Here is a 15,517-nt window from a genome sequence, read left to right as displayed (position 1 = left end):
TGCCTACCCTTCCGCCGTGTCTTCTACCGCTTCGTCTACCGCCTTGTCTCTTCCTGCCCCGCCTGTTGCATCGCAGTCTTTGCGCGACGAAACGCTGGACCCCGCGTCGCCGTCCGACTACAACCTCTACCTCACGGCCGGCGGCAACGGGCTGCGGCTGGGAGTGGTCGATACGCGGCGCAATAAATTCGTGGCCCTGGAAGACTACCCGCTGAGCACGGCTGCTTCCTGGGCCGAGCAAGTACAGGCCCTGGCGCAGGAACATGACCTGCTAGGTCTAGATAGCTGGAATCAGGTACGGCTGGCGGTGCAAAACCGCTCGTTCACGCTTCTGCCCAAGCCTCTGTTCCGCTCCGGCGACGAGGCCGACTACTTGCGCCTGCATCATACCGTGCACCCCGAGCACGAAACGGTAGGCTGCTACGTGCATTCGAGTCTGGAAGTCGTAAGCGTATTCGCGGCCGAAAAGGCCCTGGCCGACTGGTTTCACGCCACCTACCCGACTGGCAAGCTCTTGCACCAAACCAGTGCCCTACTCGAAGGCGTGATTCACCAGAGCGAGCTGGCCGCCCCGCGCCGCCTTTACCTCAGCCTGGGCCACCAGGAAGTCACCATCGTGGCCGTGCGCGACAAGCGGCTGGAGTTCTGCAACGTCTTCGCCTTTACCACGCCCGAAGACCTGATTTACTACACCATTCTGGTAATGCAGGAGCTGCAGCTCAACCCCGATCAGGACGCCGTTGTCGTGTGGGGCGACCTGATGCACGACTCCGAGCTGTTCACCATCCTGCGCAAGTACATTCGCACTATCCGTTTCGGCAACCGCCCCTTCGACCTGGCCTACAGCTACCGCCTGAATGATGTGTTTGAGTACCGCTATTTTGAACTCTACAGCTTGCATCTGTGCGAGTAGTGCAGCTGAAGCTGTAGAAAGTCGCCAACCGTAATCAGCACGTCATGCTTTTGACTTTCTAAACAGCTTCGCTGTCATTGCGAGTAGCCACGCTATTTCGCTTATCAGTGAAGCGTCAACCGGGGCGCTGCGAAGTATAGAAATACTGTTTTACCAGAAAGCCCTTTCCCATTATGACGGGAAAGGGCTTTTCGCTTTAGGATGCAGAAACAGTCACGCTTGCAGAAGCCAAAGTGTGTAGTGCACAATAACCCGGGTTTTTCCCACCTTCGCGTTGTCAAAAACCATCTATTCCGCGACGCATGAAGCGCATTGCCCTCTTCCCCGGCTCTTTCGACCCCTTCACCAACGGCCACCTCGACGTGGTACGGCGCGGCGCGGCGCTGTTCGATGAGGTCATCATTGCCATTGGCAACAACAGCAGCAAGTCCCGCTACTTGCCCGTGGAGCAGATGGTGACGATGATTGAGGCGGTATTCCGGGACGAGCCGCACGTTTCGGTGCGGGCCTACAAGGGCCTCACCGCCGACTACGCCCGACAAGCAGGCGCTAAGTTTTTGCTGCGGGGCCTGCGCAACACTACCGACTTTGAGTACGAAAATACCATTGCCCAGGCCAACCGCCACCTGAATCCGGAGCTGGAAACCGTGTTCCTGATTACTTCCCCGGTACTAGCGGCTATCAGCAGCACCATCATCCGCGAAGTGCACCGTTTCGGAGGCAACGTGGACGACTTCGTGCCCTTCGCGCTGCCGGCCTACGAAGCACCGGCTAGCTAGCGCCGCGACACCATCCGGACGCCCGATATGGACTGCTTGTTCTTGGGGTCGGGCACGGGCAACACTATGTACTCGGGAGCCGTCATCACGAGGTTGCCGCGCCGCATCAGCTCATCCTCATCCGAGCCGATGAGCACCATGTCGAGCACCTTGCGCGACTTGGCATTGTAAGTAACCACGATGGTAGAGCCGCTGCGCTCGAACGTATTGATCCAATCGGCTCCTTTGGTAGACTTCATCTGCTCGGGAGTCGGGTCCAGCCCGATGGCTTCATCCTTCGTTTCGAGCGGCGTGCCCAGCACCCGCCGTACTTGGTCTATATTCTTGCCGACCAGCGAGGGCAAATCGAGTTGGCTAGGGTTGGCGGCAGTGCCCTGCTCGGTTCGGGGAGCACTATTTTCGGTAGCATTCTGGCTGCCGGTGCAGGCGGCAACCCCGCTCAGCAACAATACGAAAGGCAAGTAGCGGAACGGGCGCATAAGCAAAAGCTCGGGTTAGGTTATTTTTCTTTGGCTGACTCCTTGGCCGACTCCGTACCGGACGTTTCGCCCAGGTAATGGCGCACGACTAAGGCAATGGAGGCGTAGGCTTCATCGAGTACGGCCAGAGCCTCCAGCGGAGTCATCCAGCGCACTTCTTCGATGTATTCCTCGGCCTGCGGCTTCATCAGCGAATCGTCGGTACAGGTCATGATGTACCAATTCGTTTTTTTCAGAATTTTGTTGCCGTTGTAGGCATACGAATGCCAGGTGCTGGGTAGCTCTTCGCCCATATCCACTTTGATATTGCACTCCTCTTCCACTTCGCGCAACGCCCCCAGGCCCGGGTCTTCGTCTTTTTTGAGCTTGCCCTTGGGCAAATCCCACTTGCCGAGGCGATAAATCATCAGCACCATACCATCCTTCACAACGAGGCCGCCGGCGGCCTTCACAATGCGAAACTGGTCTTTGAGGTGGAGAATGAGCCGCTTTTTCTTGCGTGCCAGCAGCGTCAGCGACTTGAGCTTCTTGAGCTTCTTGACTTCCATGAGCCGCAGAATCCGGTCGATGAACGGGTCCGTGACGTCGCGCACGAGCACGTCGCCGATCAGATCTTTGGAGCTGAACTCATCCTCCGCGTTCAAAATCAGGTCGTAGCGGTGCTTGTAGACTTTCTCGCTGGTCTTTTTGATGATCAGCGGAATATCGTTGATGAATACGTTCATCGCAGGGTAATCAGAGGGGCAAGTAAGAGGAAATAGCTCCGAGGTCTGTTGCAAAACACAACATAAATATCGGCAATCAAAAATCGGAGAAAGCTGGGCAAGATACGGGATGCAGCCGGTTCCGTTGCCGGGTCACAGCCACTTGCCGCATTTATGAACCCAGATTATTCGTAAGCTTCAGACTGGCCCTACTTTTACGGTGCAATGAAAAAAATCGGTTTACTTTCTGACACCCACAGCTACTGGGATGAGCGCATCCTGCACCACCTCGATGGCTGCGACGAAATATGGCATGCGGGCGACTTTGGCACCGCTGAAGTAGTTGAAGCCTTGGAAGCCGTGGCCCCGTTGCGGGGCGTATATGGCAACATTGACGGCCGCGACGTGCGCCTGACCCAGCCGATGGTGCAGCGCTTCGAGGTAGAGGGCCTGGTGGTGCTCATGACCCACATTGGCGGCTACCCGGGCTACTACTCCCCCGCTGCCCGGCCGCTGGTGACGCAGGAAAGGCCCGGCCTGTTTATTTCCGGCCACTCGCACATTCTCAAAGTAATGCCCGACCCCAAGCTGGGCCTGCTCCACCTGAACCCCGGCGCGGCCGGCCGCCACGGGTTTCACAAAATCCGGACGATGCTGCGCTTCGAAGTGGCCGGCGGCAAGCTGCAGCAGCTGCAAGCCATTGAGCTGGGGCCGCGCGTGGCCGCGAAGTAAGTTCAGTGGTCAGGCGGCCATACGCCTGGCGTAAGCACGGCGGCCCGCCGGATCTGTGGCTCGCACGTAAACACAACAAAGCGCCCCCTTCTTGCTGAAAGAGGCGCTTTGGTGAAATCTATAGAAGCCAACCGACGCGGGATGGCAAGCTGATTTACAGGGCGATTTCCGGCTTGGGATGCTCGCCTTCCTGACCGTCTTCGTTTACGGGCTTGGTTACAGCTTCCGCATCATCGAATGCGGCGGCGTTGTCCTGAGCCGTAGCCGTCTTAGCCGTCTTAGCCGACGGGGCAGTTTTGGCTTTGGTTTCGGTGGCTACCGGAGCAGCACCGCCGTTGAAACGGGACTTCAGTTCATCAAGATCCACGTTCTTCAAAACGGGGGTTAGCAGCAATTGCTTGATGATACGCTGCTTGTTGTTGGCGCGCGCAATGTTCTTGCGGTGCTTCCGCTTCAGTCGGGTGATGCTCATATCCGGGTCGGTTAAAGTCTTTTTGTAAAGGAGGGGCAAAAGTAAGTCTTATTTTTGAATCGGGAAACAGTTGTTTGTTCTTCCTTGTCTTCTTCATTTCCTCTTCGCTCCCAACTATGGCTGAACCTATTATCGATTTGCGCTCCGACACCGTCACCCGCCCCACGGCGGCCATGCTGCAGACCATGCTCGAAGCCCCCGTGGGCGACGATGTATACGAGGAAGACCCCACCGTGCGGGCACTGGAAGAAACTTCGGCCGCCCTTTTTGGGCTCGAAGCCGGCCTCTTCTGCCCTTCCGGTACCATGACCAATCAGATTGCCATTAAAGCCCATACCGAGCCACTATCGGAGGTAATTTGTGAGCAGACGGCTCATGTGTACCTCTGGGAAGTAGGGGGCATTGCGTTTCACTCGGGTGCGTCGGTGGCCCTGCTGCCCGGCGACCGGGGCCGCGTGACGGCCGCGCAGGTAGAAGCCGCCATCCGGCCGGCCAACAACGTGCATTATCCGACCTCCAACCTCATCTGCCTGGAAAACACCAGTAACCGGGGCGGCGGCAGCTGTTACTCGCTCGAAACCATTGCCAGCATTGCCGAGGTAGCACAGCGGCGTGGCCTGGCCCTGCACCTCGACGGAGCCCGTATTTTTAACGCCCTGGTGGCTACCGGCCAGCGCGCGGCCGACTACGGCCAGTATTTCGATTCTATTTCGGTGTGCTTGTCGAAGGGCCTCGGGGCGCCGGTGGGTTCGGTATTGCTGGGCAGCAACGCGTTTATTCACAAGTGCCGCCGCATTCGCAAGGTGATGGGCGGCGGCATGCGCCAGGCGGGCATTTTGGCGGCGGCGGGCCTCTACGCGCTGGCGCACAACGTGGAGCGCCTGGCCGACGACCACCGGCGGGCCCAGGACCTGGGGGCCACATTGGCCACGCAGCCCTACGTAGCCGAGGTGCTGCCGAGCGAAACCAACCTGGTGATTTTCCGCCTGCAAGCCGAAATGAAGTCCGAAGTCTTTCTGGCGCATCTGGAGCAGCTGGGCATTCGGGCATCGTCGTTCGGCCCCCAGATGATTCGCTTCGTCACCCACCTGGACGTGGACGATACGATGATAGAGCGCGTAAAAAACGCGCTGCAAACACTCAGCGTACCCGCGTAGCGTAGCGCTTTGATTGGATACAGGCCCGGTGGCGGCACAGCTGTCACCGGGCTTTCTTCGACTGAGAACTGGTATAGCAGTGGGGCCGCTCCCTTATTCATTCGGCCGTGGCATTAGCTGCAGGGGCGCTGTTCCGAACTAACTCTCATCTTTACGCCAACTCTGGCAGCAACGGTACCACCCGGCGGTTCGGTGGCCCAGCCTTCACGCCAGACCCATGCGTATGAATCTGTTTGTTATTGGCGACGTGCACGGCTGCTACCACACGTTGCTGGAACTGCTCCAACACTGGCAGCCCGAGCACGAGCTCCTCATTCAGGTGGGCGACCTCATGGATCGGGGCAACTTCGCGCCCGAAACCATTGCCTTGGCCATCAGCCTCGATGAGCAGCACCCCGGCCAGACCATGTTTCTGAAGGGCAACCACGAAATAGGCATGCTTCGGCACTACGGCCCACAAGGGCCCTACCCCAACTGGCTGCAATGGGGCGGCCGCCACACGTTTCTGCAATATGGACACCGACGTGAGTTGCTGGCTACGCACCTGCCCTGGCTGGCCCAGCGCCCGCTGTTCTGGGAGAATGAACACGTTTTCGTCAGCCATGCCGGCGTGGCCGACACGCCCGACCCGCTGGACGAGGACAACATCGACGGGATTTTGTGGCGGCGCGGCGAGCTGCGCAATCTGGGCAAGCTGCAGGTTATTGGCCACACGCCTACCGCCGATGGCCGCCCCGATTTTGACCCCGTGGCGTACGTGCTGAACCTCGATACCGGTGCGGTATATGGCCGGGCGCTTACCGGGGTAAAAATTACGCCCACTGGCGACGTGCTCCAGGTAATTTCTATTCCCACTCATTCCGTCGACAGTGACCAAGCCTGATCTACCTGCTGCCAAATCAGCCGCTGCGGAAGCCGCTATTCGTCATTTGAGCCAAGCTGACGCGGTGCTGGCAGCACTCATTGCCCGAGGCCGCGCCATTGAGGCCAGCTCGCACGAAGACCTGTATCTGGCATTGCTGCGGGCCATCGTAAGCCAGCAGATTTCGACCAAGGCAGCGGCGGCCATCTGGAAAAAGGTGCAGGCTTTGTTTGCTCCCGATGGCTACCCCGAGCCCGCCGCGCTGCTGCTACTCACCGACGAAGACCTGCGCACAGCCGGCATTTCGCGCCAGAAAGCCGGCTATCTGCGGGCTATTGCCAACTTTGCCCAGCGCGAACAACTCGACCACAGCTACCTCAGCCAGCTCGCCCCCGACGAATTCACCCAGCACCTCACCCAGATAAAAGGCGTCGGCCGCTGGACGGCCCAGATGCTGCAAATGTTTGCCCTGGACCAGCCCGACGTATTTCCCGAAGGCGACCTGGGCATTCAGAATGCCATGCGCAAGCACTACGGCCTGCCGGAAACCGGCCGCGCCCTGCTGCGGCGCATGACTGAAATTGCCGAGCCGTGGCGGCCTTACCGTACGCTGGCCAGCAAGTACCTCTGGCAGTCGTTGGATAACGCGCCGAACGAGAAGCCGCCCGCATAAGCAGACCCGGCGGAGCAGCTGCAGCTACAGCGACACTTTCTTACGGTCGCGGCGTACCACGAGCATCGCGACGAAAAGCGACACGTAGGGTAATCCGCACCCCCACCAGGAACCAGGGCCAAAAGCGGCGGCCGTTGGTATGGGCCATATACGCCGTCAGGAGAGGCAGCAGAAACAGCGCGCCCAGCACTCCGGCCAGAATAAGCTCGGGCATACAAACCTATTGTGAAGTAAAAAGCAGCAGCAGCAATAGAACCGGTCATTTTTCTGTCTCCGCGCTACCAGGAGCTGCGCCTTCCCCGCGAGCCGCCCGCTTTTGGTCGAAATACGTGACGATCATGGCGACAAAAGTGGCGATGAACGGTAGGGCTGCGCCAAACAGCATCCAGCGCCACAATGAGCGGTTGTTCATGTGGGCAATGTAGCCCGTTATCAAGGCCGAGGGCAAACACAGAAAAACCAGTGCAAACAGGGAATCAATCAGCATATAATCAGGCAGCCCGAAGCTGTAATGGGTACAAAAGAAGCTCGTGGAGCGTGTTTGGGAGTATTCAATAGAGCTGATTTCGCCCTGCTTGCTCTGGCAGGACCATTCTCAAACACACGCTTAGAAGCTGTTTGAGTTAGCGTAAGAGCCGTCAAACTGATGTAGAGACGCATACTTGCGTCTCGTCGTTGAACGAAAATCGTTGTGCCGGCGCGGCCGGTGAGACGCGAGTATGCGTCTTTACACCCTTCCAGCCCTAACTCAAACACATGCTTAGCGGTAGGGTTCCGGAATCTGGGCGAGCTGGGGCTGCAATTGCCAGTCACTTGGCTGCATCCTGGGGTAAAACCACTTTCCCCCCGCCTCCAACCAGCTGTTTCGATAAGCGGTAGCGCTGGCGGCGGTTTGGTCGTCGTAGCCGAATACGACTCCGCAGCATGCGCAGGTAGAGTAGTCGGGCGCAGCTTCCTGCGGCCCCCACGGCGACACATCATAATCGAGGCCGCATACCCGGCAATACCATATAGCCATAGCCCCTACCGTACTTTGCCGCGCTTCACCAGGTAAGCATACAGCACTTTGTCGAATGGCTCCCGAATATCAACCGGCACAAAATCGATACGATACTGCCCGCAGCGCAGGGCCAGCTCCTGCTCGTACTGCTGCATGGCGGCGCGGTATTGCTCGCGCACCTGCCCGGGCTGCAGCTTAATCTGCTCGCCAGTTTCCACGTCCTCAAACAGGTAAGGCCGCTCCGCAAAAGCGAATTCCGACTCCGTGGCGCGGTCCATGACGTGGAACAGCAGCACCTCGTGCTGCTGGTGCCGCAGGTGCTGCAGCGCCGCCAGGCTCGCGGTTTGCTCTGCCGGGCTCCGGCCCAGCATGTCGGAGAACAGAATCACCAACGACCGTTTCGGAATCTGCTGGGCTATCTGGTGAATCACGCCGGCCACGTCGGTGGGGCGACGGGCGGCGGCGGGGCGCTCCAGCAGCTGTTGCAGCGTCAGCAGCAGCGTGTGGCGGTGCGAGGTAGTAGACCGAACCGGCGTTTGCAGCTCTATCTGGTCAGCGAAAGTGACCAGGCCCACGGCGTCGCGCTGCTTCTGGAGCAGTGTGGTAAGGGCCGCGGCGCAGAGCACGGCAAAGCGCAGCTTGTCGTGGCCCGGCGCGGGATAGTACATGCTCGGGCTCACGTCGAGCAGCAGGTGGCAGCGCAGGTTGGTTTCCTCCTCGTAGCGCTTCACGAAGAGCTTGTCGGTGCGGGCAAACACTTTCCAGTCGATGTGGCGGGTGCTTTCGCCAGGATTGTAGAGCCGGTGCTCGGAGAATTCGACTGAAAAGCCGTGGTAGGGCGACTGGTGCAGGCCCGTGATAAAGCCCTCCACGAGCTGGCGGGCCAGAAACTCCAGGTTCTCAAATGAGCGGACGGCGGCCAGATCCAAAGGTTTCGACATCGGGGAAGGCGTAAAGGGATGAACAAGGGAAGCAGGAACTAGCGGCAGATAGCAGAAACCCTAACTATAATCCTGCTTTGGGCCGGATTATGAAACCGTTGCCCGGCCGCGCCAAATTCTTACTTCCGATTCCGGAACACTGTAAAACAAAGGTACCTGGCATTTTGCGTAAATAATTTGACCTCAATATTTTTATATACGCCTCTAACACTTTACTTTGGGTTGCAATTCAATCATCTTGGAATAATCAACCTATTGAAGGCCCCGTGGAAGACCGTCACGATCAGGAAGAAATTTACTCCCAACGCATCAAAGCAGGCAAGCGCACGTACTTTTTCGACGTAAAGGCGACGCGCGGCCAGGACTACTACCTCACCATCACCGAGAGCAAGCGCAAGCTGCGGGATGATGACACGTTTTCCTACGAGAAACACAAAATCTTCCTCTACAAGGAAGACTTCGCCAAGTTCTTGGATGCGCTGCAGGACGCCGTGGAATATGTGCGCGAGGAGCTGCTGACCGAAGAGGAAGTGGCCGAGCTTGACCGCCCCCGCCCCACCTACGATAACTTCGAAGGCGAGAAGGGCTTCAACCCCAACCGCTCCGACGACAACTACTAACCCCCGAGCCTAGCGAAACACGCCTCTACTCTCGCTGTATTCAGAATCTTCGCGCGGCGCGCTTTGGCCCAAGGGTTGAAGCGCGCCGTTTTTTGTGCTTTACCTGTTCTTGTCATCGTCCGTCATCCCGAACGGCGATGGTAAAGCCCGCGCCGGATTACACTAAGGATTCCCCAAAAAACAGCCGTACCTTTGCCCCTCAAATTGCGCCTATAGAGCGTGATTTCACTAGTACACACCTTCATAAATTCACTTATATGGGTCTCCGCTGCGGAATCGTCGGTTTGCCGAACGTGGGTAAGTCCACGCTGTTCAACGCCCTTTCGAACGCCAAGGCCGAATCGGCCAACTATCCTTTCTGCACCATCGAGCCCAACGTGGGCGTGATTACCGTGCCCGATGAGCGCCTCCAGATCCTGGAAGCCCTGGTGAACCCCAAGCGGGTATTGCCCACCATCATCGAGTTTGTGGACATTGCCGGCCTGGTGAAAGGTGCCTCCAAAGGTGAAGGCTTAGGCAATAAATTCCTGGCCAACATCCGCGAGGTCGACGCCATCATTCACGTAGTGCGCTGCTTCGATGACCCCAACATCGTGCACGTAGCCGGCGGCGTCGACCCCGTGTTCGACAAGGACGTAATCGACACCGAGCTGCAGCTTAAGGACCTGGAAAGCATCGACAAGAAGCTGCAGAAGTCGGAGCGCTCGGCCAAGGCCGGCGACGCGGCGGCCAAGAAGGAAGTAGCCGTGCTGCAACGCTTCAAGGAGGCCCTGGAGGCCGGGCAAAACGCCCGCGCCGTAGCCGCCGACGAGCTGGAGCTGGAGGCCGTAGCCGATTTGCAGCTGCTCACCATCAAGCCCGTGATTTACGTGGCCAACGTGGACGAGGCCAGCATCAAGACCGACGGCAACCACCACGTAGCAGCCCTGCGCGAGCATGTGAAAGCCGAAAGCGCCCAGGTGGTGCTGGTATCGGCGGCCATTGAGGAGCAGATTGCCGACATGGAAGACCCCGAGGAAAAGGAAATGTTCCTGGGCGAGTACGGCCTCACCGAGTCGGGCCTGAACAAGCTCATCCGCGCTTCCTACGAGCTGCTGAACCTGATTACCTACTTCACCGCCGGCGTGCAGGAAGTACGCGCCTGGACCATTCACCGCGGCGACAAAGCCCCGGCCGCGGCGGGCGTTATCCACTCCGACTTCGAGAAGGGCTTCATCCGGGCCGAAGTTATCAAGCTGCCCGATTACCAGGAGTACAAGACCGAAGTGAAGATTAAGGAAGCCGGTAAAATGGCCGTGGAAGGCAAAGAGTACGTGGTGCAGGACGGCGACATTATGCACTTCCGCTTCAACGTGTAGTTGCGGAGCCTATCAGAACGTCATTCCGAGCAACGCGAGGAATCTCGCGTGCTGACGTTGTTGGGCAAAGAACGTCATGTCGAACAAAGTGAGACATCTCGCCTGCAATGGTAATCAGGTTACTATGGCAGCATCAGCAGGCGAGACGTCTCACTTTGTTCGACATGACGTTCTGAAAACACGACTTCGTCCTTCCCCAAAACACCTTTCCTATGGATGTAAAAGACAGCAACGGCAACCTGCTCGCGGAAGGCGACTCGGTGACGCTCATCAAGGACCTGAAGGTGAAAGGCTCGTCGCTGACGCTCAAGCGCGGCACGGTGGTCAAGAACATCCGGCTGACCAATAGCCCCGCCGAAATCGAAGGCCGCGCGGGCGGCTCCACAATGGTGCTCAAAACCGAGTTTGTGAAGAAGGCCTAGCTACGGCTAGCGCGTGAAGACGATCAATGACTTGTAACGCGAAGCTCTGCTTCCCGACCGTTAGCACGTCGCGTAACAACACTTGCCGGGCAAGTAGCGCGAACGGCCGCGAAGCAAAGCTTCGCGTTACAATCTTTTGACGCCTCCTCCCGCTAATTGTCCTCACGCCCTAGTTCTTTGGCAGCAACTCGTCATTTCAACGCCCCACCCGATGTTAGGGTGGGGCGTTTTTGGTTGCATTGAAGCTGTTTAAAGAGTCGTCAGACGATCATGCTTCGACAAGCGCAGCATGGCGTTCAAGCGTGGGCTGAACGACTTCTTAAACAGTCTCATTTACCGCCCACAATGAAGCGCACCACGACTCGAACAGCCTTTAGCATTATCCTTCCCTAGAAGCTGAAGCTGTTTAGAAAGTTAAAAGAACGTCATGCTGAGCGCAGCCGAAGCATCTCTACCGCTTCGTTGGAGTGGTAATTACCATTGCGGTAGGATGCTTCGGCTGCGCTCAGCATGACGTTCTGAAGTGATTAAACCGACTCTAAACAGGTTCCTCGCCAGTATCGAAGCCATGCTACGGGCATAAAAAAACGCCGGGAGAAAATCACCCGGCGTTTTTCAGTTTGTCACTTCACTTCTACTTCCCAACCGCCTTAAACAGCGTTCCAGCTGGCAGCCTGGTCGTAAGCTGCATGCCGTTCAGGATGGCCAACTCCTCGCGGCGGGCGCTGGGTACGCCGTTGGCGGCTAGGGCGGCGGCCAGCGTGGTGCTGGTTTTCACGGTTTTGATGCGGATGCGCTCCGGCTGGCGGTTGAGCTTGCTGGCGTCGGTGAGGCGGGCAAAGCCCTGGGCGGTGCGCTGAAACTGCGGCGCATAGGTATCGAACGAGGCCGGCGACGTCAGGCCGACCATGGCGTAGATGCTCTTGCCGTCCTGAATCAGGTAGGTGAGCGTGCGGGCCGTGACGCCCTGCTGGCCCGACTGGTCCTGGCCGACCTGGTCGCCCTGGATAGCAATGGCGGGGAAACCATTAACGGTAGTGCGGCTGGCCTGCGGCGACTGCAAATTCAGCTGTTTCGACAACGACTCGGCGGCGGCATCCAGCGAGGAGCCCCCGGCAGGAATCAGGAGTATTACCGCCTTGCCGCCGGGCTCGCCCATCTGGAACTGCGAAGGCGAGTTCTGCGACTTCCAGCCCGCAGGAATCGGGAAGCTGAACTTGAGGTCGGGGTGGTAAAAGGCCCCGCCTTCCACGAAGCCCTGGCGCGGATCTTCGCCGTAGGGCAGGCCTTCGATCAGGCGCAGGTACTTGTCGCGGTTCACCGACAGCGTGGTTTTGCCCAACTGCTGCTTTTGGGTGGCGGCGAGCTGCTGCACGGTCTTGTAGCGGTCGGCGGAGTTGGGGTGCGAGGAGAGAAAAGCCGGTACGCCGCCCGCGCCGCTGGCCTGCTCGTTGCGCTGCAAGGTCAGGAAGAAGTCGGCCATCTGGGCGGCATCGTAGCCGATTTTGGACGAATACTTCACGCCTAGCTGGTCGGATTCGCGCTCATCGTCGCGGCCGTATTTCAGAAATACCAACCCTACGCCCTGCGACAGGGGCTGGGCTATCTGGGCCACGCGCTTCGAGAAGATGGAGCCGAGCAGCAGCGCGCCGCTGGCTACGGTGGAACGGGTTTGCTGCTTCTGGCCGTGGCGGGCGGTAATGTGGCCGATTTCATGGCCGAGTACGCCCGCGAACTGCGCCTCATTGTTGAAGTGAGCCATGATGCCGCGCGTGAAGTACACGTGCCCATCGGGGGCGGCAAAGGCGTTGATAACCGGCGAATCGACGACCGTAAAGCCTTTTACGTCGGCTGGGCGGTCGGATATACGGCCCATCTGCATGCCTTTGTCATCAATGAAGCGTTGCAGCGTGGGGCTTTCCAGCAGGCCAAACTGCGCTACGATCTGCGGATCGGGCTGGGCACCCTGCACCGGCGGCGCGCTGATGGAAGAAGTGCGGGCGGACGGGCCAGGCGTAAGAGGATTGGCCGAAGGCAAAAACAGCAGCCCCAGGGCAGCCAGAGGCAAAACGTGAAGTGTGGAAATAGGCATGAGTGGCAGGCGGCACGGGCCGCGTATCGTGGGGAAGGATGAGCTTGCAACGGCCAGTGTGCCGGCAGGGTTGCAAACCGGGAGAACCGCTCCCTGGCCGCCGGAAAAAGACGCGGCTGGAGTGGACAAGCCAAAAAACCTGCCAACCTTGCCCCACCCCAACCCCTGCCCTCGGGAGAGGGGCTTTACGTTGGTGCTGCAATGTTCTCTGGAGTTGTCATTGCAACAGTAAAATAAGCCTCTCTCCCGAGGGGAGGGGTTGGGGTGGGGTTACTTGCCTACTACCTTAATCAGCGAGCCGGCATTTACCTGCTCATTGAGCTGCATGCCGTTGAGGATGGCCATTTCTTCGAGGCGCTTCTCGGGCACGCCGTTGGTTTTGAGGGCCTGGCTCAGCGTGCTGCGCAGCTTCAGCGTTTTGACGCGCAGGTGCTCGGGCTGGCGGTTTAGCTTGTCGGGCTCGGTGAGGCGGGCAAAGCCTTCCATGGTGCTGCTGAACGTGGGCTGGTAGCTGGGAAAGTCGGCCGGCGACGAGGCCCCGAGCAGGGCGTAGATGGTTTTGCCGTCCTGAATCAGATACACCATCGTGCGCACTCCGGCTACCTGCTGGCCGGTCTGGGGGTCCTGCTGCACCTGGTCGCCGATAAAGGTGATGGCCGGAAAGCCGTTGACGGTGACGCGGCGCGAGTCGGTGGGCTGGAGGCTAAACTGCTTCACCAGCGCTTGGGCGGCTTCATCGAGCGAGCTGCCGGGAGCCAGGGCCAGCATCATGAGGGCTTTGCCGGCGGGGTCGGCCATCTGGAACTGCTGGGGCGTGTTCTGGTGCTTCCAGCCGGCGGGCACCGGGAAGCGGAACTTCAGCTCGGGATGGTAAAAGGCATTGTTTTCCACGAAGCCCTGGCGTGGGTCTTCGCCGTACACGATGCCGTCGATGAGGCGCAGGTACTGCTCCCGGTTGACTTTGAGGGTGGTCGGGTTGCCGTTTTTCTGCTTCCACTGGTCGGCCAGCTGGTGCACACGGTTGTAGCGGTCGGCCGGGTTGGGGTGGGTGGAGAGGAAATCGGGAATGGCTTCCGCGCCGCTCTGCGCCTGCTGGCGCTGTAGGGTCTGGAAGAAGTCGGCCATCTGGGCCGCGTCGTAGCCGATTTTGGACGAATACTCCACGCCCAGCTCGTCGGACTGGCTTTCATCGTCGCGGCCAAACTTCAGGAATAGCAGCTGCATGCCCTGGGCCGCCTGCTCGCCAAACTGCGCCAGCCGGGGCGAGGCTATCATGGCCCCCATCATCCCCACCTGCCCGATGATGGCATTGGTTTGCTGCTTGGCCGAGTGGCGGGCCGTAACGTGGCCGATTTCGTGGCCCAATACGCCCGCGAACTGGGCCTCATTGTTGAAATGAGCCATAATACCGCGCGTGAAATACACGTAGCCGCCGGGAATGGCAAAGGCATTGATAACGGGCGAATCGACGACGCGGAACTGGTAGGCCAGGTCGGGGCGGTGGGAAATAGCGCCCATGGCCTTGCCCTTGTCGTTGATGAATTTCTGGATCTTCTGGTCGGGGTAGAGGCCAAACTGCGCCGTCACGGCCGGGTCCGACTGCTGGCCCATCGCCAGCTCCTGCCCTTTCGAGACGAGCATCACTTCTTTTTTGCCAGTTACGGGGTTCACGGAGCAGGACGAGGCCAGCAACAAGGCGGCGGCGAGTGGGAGGGTGTGTTTCATGGTGTGGAGCGGAGGAGGAGAACCGGGTGTTGCTGCAACGCGAGGCCGGCGCTTTGGTTACGGCCCAGCTGTGCCGGCACCTGTACCCCATCGGCATAAGGAGCTGACATGTTGGAGGGAATGTGAGAAAAAATTTTACATTCCCTCCAAGACTGAAGGGAATATGAATTATTTTTTCACATTCCCTCCAGAATCTGACTCGTGCTTGCTGGCTTCGGGATTGTTCGGGAGTGGCGCACTTAGCGCGAGTTTGGGATTTTACATTTCGTGTCATGCTCATCTGGCGTCCGCTTGTCGAAGCATCTCTACCACAATGCTAATCACCACTGCGGTAGAGATGCTTCGACAAGCGGACGCCAGATGAGCATGACACAAACGGGGTTTTCACCGATTCCCAAGCACGCTCTTAGAGCGTGTGGACCGTAATCAAAAAAGCAGTCCTGAATGCTTTGTGAACGTCATGTCGAGCAACGCGAGACATCTCGCGTGCGGTCGTATGAGTAGTAATCCAGCGACTGCACACGAGATGTCTCGCGTTGCTCGACATGACGTTCTTTATTCTTACTGTCCACACAGCCTAGAACGCAT

18 protein-coding genes are annotated in these 15,517 nt (G+C 58.8%); 9 read left to right on the top strand and 9 right to left on the bottom strand.

The window, feature by feature from the left end; genetic code table 11:
* Positions 1-16: 16 nt before the first annotated feature.
* Both E5J99_RS04600 and coaD read left to right on the top strand, forming a co-directional pair.
* Positions 17-913, top strand: coding sequence for a DUF3822 family protein (locus tag E5J99_RS04600; RefSeq protein ID WP_135496547.1), 897 nt, complete (start codon positions 17-19; stop codon positions 911-913).
* Between the two features lie 302 nt (positions 914-1,215).
* Positions 1,216-1,692 carry a pantetheine-phosphate adenylyltransferase gene (gene coaD, locus E5J99_RS04595; RefSeq protein ID WP_135496546.1) on the top strand — a complete coding sequence of 159 codons (477 nt, stop codon included), beginning with the start codon at positions 1,216-1,218 and terminating at the stop codon, positions 1,690-1,692.
* Here coaD and E5J99_RS04590 read toward each other — a convergent pair.
* Both E5J99_RS04590 and E5J99_RS04585 read right to left on the bottom strand, forming a co-directional pair.
* Entirely contained in the window at positions 1,689-2,171 is a 483-nt protein-coding gene (locus E5J99_RS04590) for a hypothetical protein (RefSeq protein ID WP_135496545.1), read from the bottom strand. The genes coaD and E5J99_RS04590 overlap by 4 nt on opposite strands.
* Positions 2,172-2,191: 20 nt before the next feature.
* Positions 2,192-2,896: an NUDIX hydrolase gene (locus tag E5J99_RS04585; RefSeq protein ID WP_135496544.1), complete on the bottom strand. Its 705-nt coding sequence runs from the start codon at positions 2,894-2,896 to the stop codon at positions 2,192-2,194.
* A gap of 204 nt (positions 2,897-3,100) precedes the next feature.
* Between E5J99_RS04585 and E5J99_RS04580 the strand changes: the two genes are divergently transcribed.
* Complete coding sequence (locus E5J99_RS04580) at positions 3,101-3,607, top strand: metallophosphoesterase family protein (protein ID WP_135496543.1); 507 nt, start codon at positions 3,101-3,103, stop codon at positions 3,605-3,607.
* A gap of 154 nt (positions 3,608-3,761) precedes the next feature.
* Here the strand turns inward: E5J99_RS04580 and E5J99_RS04575 are convergent, their stop codons facing one another.
* Positions 3,762-4,079 carry a hypothetical protein gene (locus E5J99_RS04575; RefSeq protein WP_135496542.1) on the bottom strand — a complete coding sequence of 106 codons (318 nt, stop codon included), beginning with the start codon at positions 4,077-4,079 and terminating at the stop codon, positions 3,762-3,764.
* Between the two features lie 116 nt (positions 4,080-4,195).
* Here E5J99_RS04575 and E5J99_RS04570 point away from each other — a divergent pair, with 116 nt between their 5' ends.
* From E5J99_RS04570 to E5J99_RS04560, 3 genes are all read left to right on the top strand, one after another.
* Entirely contained in the window at positions 4,196-5,236 is a 1,041-nt protein-coding gene (locus E5J99_RS04570; RefSeq protein ID WP_135496541.1) for a threonine aldolase family protein, read from the top strand.
* 223 nt (positions 5,237-5,459) lie between these two features.
* Positions 5,460-6,119: a metallophosphoesterase gene (locus E5J99_RS04565; protein WP_167851986.1), complete on the top strand. Its 660-nt coding sequence runs from the start codon at positions 5,460-5,462 to the stop codon at positions 6,117-6,119.
* Positions 6,106-6,771, top strand: a complete 666-nt coding sequence (locus tag E5J99_RS04560; RefSeq protein ID WP_135496539.1) for a DNA-3-methyladenine glycosylase family protein — start codon at positions 6,106-6,108, stop codon at positions 6,769-6,771. The genes E5J99_RS04565 and E5J99_RS04560 overlap by 14 nt, the downstream gene beginning before the upstream one ends.
* A 40-nt stretch (positions 6,772-6,811) precedes the next feature.
* Here the strand turns inward: E5J99_RS04560 and E5J99_RS21170 are convergent, their stop codons facing one another.
* The 4 genes from E5J99_RS21170 to E5J99_RS04545 all read right to left on the bottom strand — a co-directional run bounded on the left by E5J99_RS21170 (position 6,812) and on the right by E5J99_RS04545 (position 8,712).
* Positions 6,812-6,985, bottom strand: coding sequence for a hypothetical protein (locus tag E5J99_RS21170; protein WP_167851985.1), 174 nt, complete (start codon positions 6,983-6,985; stop codon positions 6,812-6,814).
* Between the two features lie 45 nt (positions 6,986-7,030).
* Positions 7,031-7,258, bottom strand: coding sequence for a hypothetical protein (locus E5J99_RS04555; RefSeq protein ID WP_135496538.1), 228 nt, complete (start codon positions 7,256-7,258; stop codon positions 7,031-7,033).
* 273 nt (positions 7,259-7,531) lie between these two features.
* Entirely contained in the window at positions 7,532-7,789 is a 258-nt protein-coding gene (locus tag E5J99_RS04550; RefSeq protein ID WP_135496537.1) for a hypothetical protein, read from the bottom strand.
* Between the two features lie 5 nt (positions 7,790-7,794).
* Complete coding sequence (locus E5J99_RS04545) at positions 7,795-8,712, bottom strand: DUF58 domain-containing protein (RefSeq protein WP_135496536.1); 918 nt, start codon at positions 8,710-8,712, stop codon at positions 7,795-7,797.
* A 266-nt stretch (positions 8,713-8,978) separates the two neighbouring features.
* Here E5J99_RS04545 and E5J99_RS04540 point away from each other — a divergent pair, with 266 nt between their 5' ends.
* The 3 genes from E5J99_RS04540 to E5J99_RS04530 all read left to right on the top strand — a co-directional run bounded on the left by E5J99_RS04540 (position 8,979) and on the right by E5J99_RS04530 (position 11,112).
* The gene (locus E5J99_RS04540; protein WP_135496535.1) at positions 8,979-9,332 is read left to right on the top strand and encodes a DUF3276 family protein; all 354 of its coding nucleotides are present in this window, start codon (positions 8,979-8,981) and stop codon (positions 9,330-9,332) included.
* A 257-nt stretch (positions 9,333-9,589) separates the two neighbouring features.
* Positions 9,590-10,690, top strand: coding sequence for a redox-regulated ATPase YchF (gene ychF, locus E5J99_RS04535; RefSeq protein WP_135496534.1), 1,101 nt, complete (start codon positions 9,590-9,592; stop codon positions 10,688-10,690).
* 212 nt (positions 10,691-10,902) lie between these two features.
* Positions 10,903-11,112 (top strand): zinc ribbon domain-containing protein YjdM, encoded by a 210-nt coding sequence (locus E5J99_RS04530; RefSeq protein ID WP_135496533.1) that lies wholly within the window; start codon positions 10,903-10,905, stop codon positions 11,110-11,112.
* Between the two features lie 634 nt (positions 11,113-11,746).
* Here the strand turns inward: E5J99_RS04530 and E5J99_RS04525 are convergent.
* Together E5J99_RS04525 and E5J99_RS04520 are read right to left on the bottom strand one after the other, a co-directional pair.
* A complete protein-coding gene (locus E5J99_RS04525) occupies positions 11,747-13,180 on the bottom strand; it encodes a M48 family metalloprotease (RefSeq protein ID WP_245318712.1) in 1,434 nt (477 codons plus the stop codon).
* Between the two features lie 294 nt (positions 13,181-13,474).
* Positions 13,475-14,929 carry a M48 family metalloprotease gene (locus E5J99_RS04520; protein WP_135496531.1) on the bottom strand — a complete coding sequence of 485 codons (1,455 nt, stop codon included), beginning with the start codon at positions 14,927-14,929 and terminating at the stop codon, positions 13,475-13,477.
* Positions 14,930-15,517: the final 588 nt, after the last annotated feature.

Source organism: Hymenobacter elongatus, from assembly GCF_004745955.1.
GTDB classification, from domain to species: Bacteria; Bacteroidota; Bacteroidia; order Cytophagales; family Hymenobacteraceae; genus Hymenobacter; species Hymenobacter elongatus.
This window is presented reverse-complemented; position numbering and strand designations above follow the sequence as displayed.